This is a genomic window from Streptomyces sp. NTH33 (genome assembly GCF_003236365.1).
Classification (GTDB): Bacteria; Actinomycetota; Actinomycetes; order Streptomycetales; family Streptomycetaceae; genus Streptomyces.
Map to the genome: position 1 here is coordinate 1 of NZ_POTZ01000621.1, position 3197 is coordinate 3197.

At 70.0% G+C, this 3197-nt stretch carries 3 protein-coding genes and 1 pseudogene; 2 read left to right on the plus strand and 2 right to left on the minus strand.

Translation table 11 applies throughout. The annotated features are described in order from the left end of the window. Window positions 1-960, minus strand: a 960-nt coding sequence (locus tag C1I97_RS33940) for a cellulose-binding domain-containing protein (RefSeq protein ID WP_111006846.1), incomplete at its 3' end; no start/stop codon positions are given. A 231-nt stretch (window positions 961-1191) separates the two neighbouring features. Between C1I97_RS33940 and C1I97_RS33945 the strand changes: the two genes are divergently transcribed. Both C1I97_RS33945 and C1I97_RS42065 read left to right on the plus strand, forming a co-directional pair. Further along, window positions 1192-1782, plus strand: coding sequence for a malonic semialdehyde reductase (locus tag C1I97_RS33945; RefSeq protein WP_111006847.1), 591 nt, complete (start codon window positions 1192-1194; stop codon window positions 1780-1782). Between the two features lie 347 nt (window positions 1783-2129). Then, window positions 2130-2364 (plus strand): annotated as a pseudogene (locus C1I97_RS42065) (hypothetical protein); the annotation flags it as partial. A 291-nt stretch (window positions 2365-2655) separates the two neighbouring features. Here C1I97_RS42065 and C1I97_RS33955 read toward each other — a convergent pair. Continuing rightward, window positions 2656-3168: a GNAT family N-acetyltransferase gene (locus C1I97_RS33955; RefSeq protein ID WP_111006848.1), complete on the minus strand. Its 513-nt coding sequence runs from the start codon at window positions 3166-3168 to the stop codon at window positions 2656-2658. Window positions 3169-3197 lie beyond the last annotated feature (29 nt).

The following is a 3197-nucleotide window of genomic DNA, read 5'->3' on the forward strand; positions in this document are numbered from 1 at the left end:
GGTGCGGGCAAGCCACTGCTGGTCGATGTCCTGGGTGGGGACGCCGTCCGCGTGCAGGCCCGGGATCTGTTCGTCGCCGAGCCAGGTGTCGAGCTTGGGCGCCGTCGTGTCGATCGCGAAGCGCAGACACTGCCAGCTCCCGGTCGGCAGCGGCCTGCTCTGCGCCACGCCCGCCGGGCTCTGCGCGGGCAGGGTGGCGTCGTCGGTCTCCCGGTTCCACTGGAGGGCGCCGTTCTGGCCGCCGACGCGCAGCGCCCGGCCGCCCTGGGAGCTGTCGGGCAGGGAGACGAAGGTGACATGGGCCGCGGGGAGCGCGGTGGTGTGCCGCACCCACATGCGCACATGCATCAACGGCCCCACCGACGACAGGTTCGCGGTGGAGGCGACGAAGGCGTGGTTGCAGTAACCGGCCCTGCCGTCGATCCGCAGCGACCTGCCGCCGCTGTGCGCGACCGAGGTGTCGACGGCCGCGGTCCCGGTGCCCTGGCAGTCGGGCGCGGCGAACTGCCAGGCGCCGGAGGGAGTGGTGCCGGTTCCGCCGCAGACCACCCCGTTGAGGGCGAAGTCGGTCGGGGCGGGGTTGGCCGAGCTCCAGGTGCCCTGGACACCGAACTCGGCGGATCCGTCGGTGGCCAGAGAGCCGTTCCAGTCCGTGTTGACGGCGACGACGGAGGCGCCGGTCTGGGTGACGGTCGCGTTCCACGCCGATGTCACCCGCTGGCCGTCGGCGTGGGTCCAGGTCAGACGCCAGCCGTTGACCGCCGGGCCGAGATGGGTGACCTTGACCTGGGCCGTGTAGCCGCCGGCCCACTGGTTCACGGTGTAGTCGACCCGGCAGCCGACCCCCGCGGCACTGGTGGGTGTCGCGATGGATCCGGACACCAGCAGGGCGACGGACCCGGCAGCCGCGAGGGCCGCCGTCCAGGAGCGGCGCAGTAAGCGCAAGTGGGGGGTGCGCACGTATGCCTCCGAGGGAAGGACGCGGGACGTGGGAGCGCTCCCATTTATGAGAGCGACCAGGGCCGCACCCTGTCAATACCCAGGACGACCAGGGTGACCGCGGTGTGCCGTCACCCTGTGAAGCTGATCACCGCAGCCCGGCTTTTGTTGAACCTTGAACATTCAAGGCATAGTGTCGGTGCCGCAAGTCGATCCCCCGGGATCCGCCATTCATTGTGAGGAAGTTCCCCCATGTCGCTCGCTCTTGACCCCGCCGCCCAGGACCTTCTCTTCCGTGAGGCCCGCACTGCGAACACCTTCACCGCCGAACCGGTGTCCGAGGAGCAGGTCCAGGCGATCTACGATCTGGTCAAGTACGGCCCGACGTCCATGAACCAGTCGCCGCTGCGCATCACCCTGGTCCGCTCCGCCGAGGCCCGCGAGCGTCTCGTCCAGCACATGGCGGAGGGCAACCGGGCGAAGACCGCCACCGCCCCCCTGGTCGCGATCCTCTCCGCGGACAACGAGTTCCACGAGGAGCTGCCCCACCTCTTCCCGCACTTCCCCCAGGCCAAGGACGTCGTCTTCAGCGACCGTGGGGTGCGGGAGAGCCAGGCCGCCCTCAACGCCGCCCTCCAGGCCGCGTACTTCATCATCGGCATCCGGGCCGCGGGCCTCGCCGCCGGCCCGATGACCGGCCTGGACTTCGAGGGCGTCCGCAAGGACTTCCTGGACGACGACCACACCCCGCTGATGGTCGTCAACATCGGCAAGCCGGGCGAGGACGCCTGGTACCCGCGCTCCCCTCGTCTGGAGTTCGACCAGGTCGTCACCACGGTCTGAGCCGGCTCGGCGGCGGGGTCCGGACCGAGTTCTGCCCCTGTTCTCCCGTGGGCTTTTTGCGACAGCCGACACGATGCTCACCACACTCGCCCACCGTGACGCCGCCGCCTACGGGGACCGGCCCTTCGACCGCTTGGCTCCGAAGGCCGCCCACACCGTTCTGCACCTGGTGCCGGAGGCCTGCGACGCCCGCGACCGCGTCTTTCGGGGCGGGCAGCCCGGGCCTTCCACGATCTGGCCGATGACCTCCGGTGCCGGTCAGTGCCACGGGGTGCAGCTCACGCTGCCCCCGTCGAAAGATACGGCGCAGGCACGACAGCCGTTCGTCCCGGTCATGGGGTGTAGGGGAGTGCGAGGGCGATGTCCTCAAGGAGTGCTCCGGCGTCCGCCGGTGAAGACCGAACATGGCCTGGTGCTCTCACTCGGAAGGTCCGCGCACTGGCGGACCGGGGCTTGGCCCGTGCTCTGATCGATGTCCGAGCCGCAGCTGGCCGCTGGAGTCATATCGAGCTCGAAGAACTCGGCCGCCGCCATACCCGTGACACCTTCGACCTCTGCGACCTCCAAGCCCGACTCAAGGGAATCGGCCGCCCGTCCCAACCTTGATCAGCAACGGACACGTCACCCTGCCCGTACACCTGCGGCCGGACGTCCGCTGATCACCACAACGACGAATGCGCCGCAAGACGAATGCGGTGCCCATCCCGCAAACGGCCCGGGCCGAACAGGTGGATCACGACCGTTCCGTGGACGGCTGAACGGCTCGTGATCGCGGCTGGGGGTGGTCGGCCCTACCCACCTCTCAGGAGAGGGCGTGGAGCCGGACCGAGGGCGCGGGGATGGCAGCGTGACGTTCCGGACCGGCTTCCGGTGTCAGTTCGGGTCCGTCGTCGGGATCACCAGCAGCTTGGTCACGGTGCCGTCGTCGCCGACCACGTCGCGCACGTGCCGGAAGCCCAGTCGGCGGCCCAGTGCCAGGCTGGCGGTGTTGTCGGCGCCGACCATGCCGTAGGCCTCCTTCAGGCCCAGGTTGTCGGCGGCGTGGCGGAGCAGGCCGCGGACCACCTCCGTGCCCAGGCCCCGGCCCCAGTGCTCGGGGGCGAGGGCGGTGATCAGTTCGTGGCCGTCGACGTTGCCGGTCTTCTTCACCTCCGCGTGGCCGACGTAGACCTCCTCGAGCCACAGTCCCCACACGTCGAACCTGCGCTGCGGGTAGACGTCGGTGAGGATGGCTCGGAACAGCGTGCGGATGTCGGCCTCCGGCACGCGTTCCTGGCCCATCCAGCGGCAGACCTCCTCGTCGCGCAGCAGGGCCACGAAGACGTCCTCGTCCTCGGGGCGGTAGGGCCGGAACGTGAGTCGTTCGGTGTGCAGGACCGGTGTCATGACGGCTCCTCGGGACGGGCGGGCGGATG

What these genes read in the sequence shown, in the direction of transcription:
- C1I97_RS33955 (WP_111006848.1), bottom strand. Translation starts at nt 3,168, where the DNA reads ATGACACCGGTCCTGCACACCGAACGACTCACGTTCCGGCCCTACCGC.
- C1I97_RS33945 (WP_111006847.1), top strand. Translation starts at nt 1,192, where the DNA reads ATGTCGCTCGCTCTTGACCCCGCCGCCCAGGACCTTCTCTTCCGTGAG.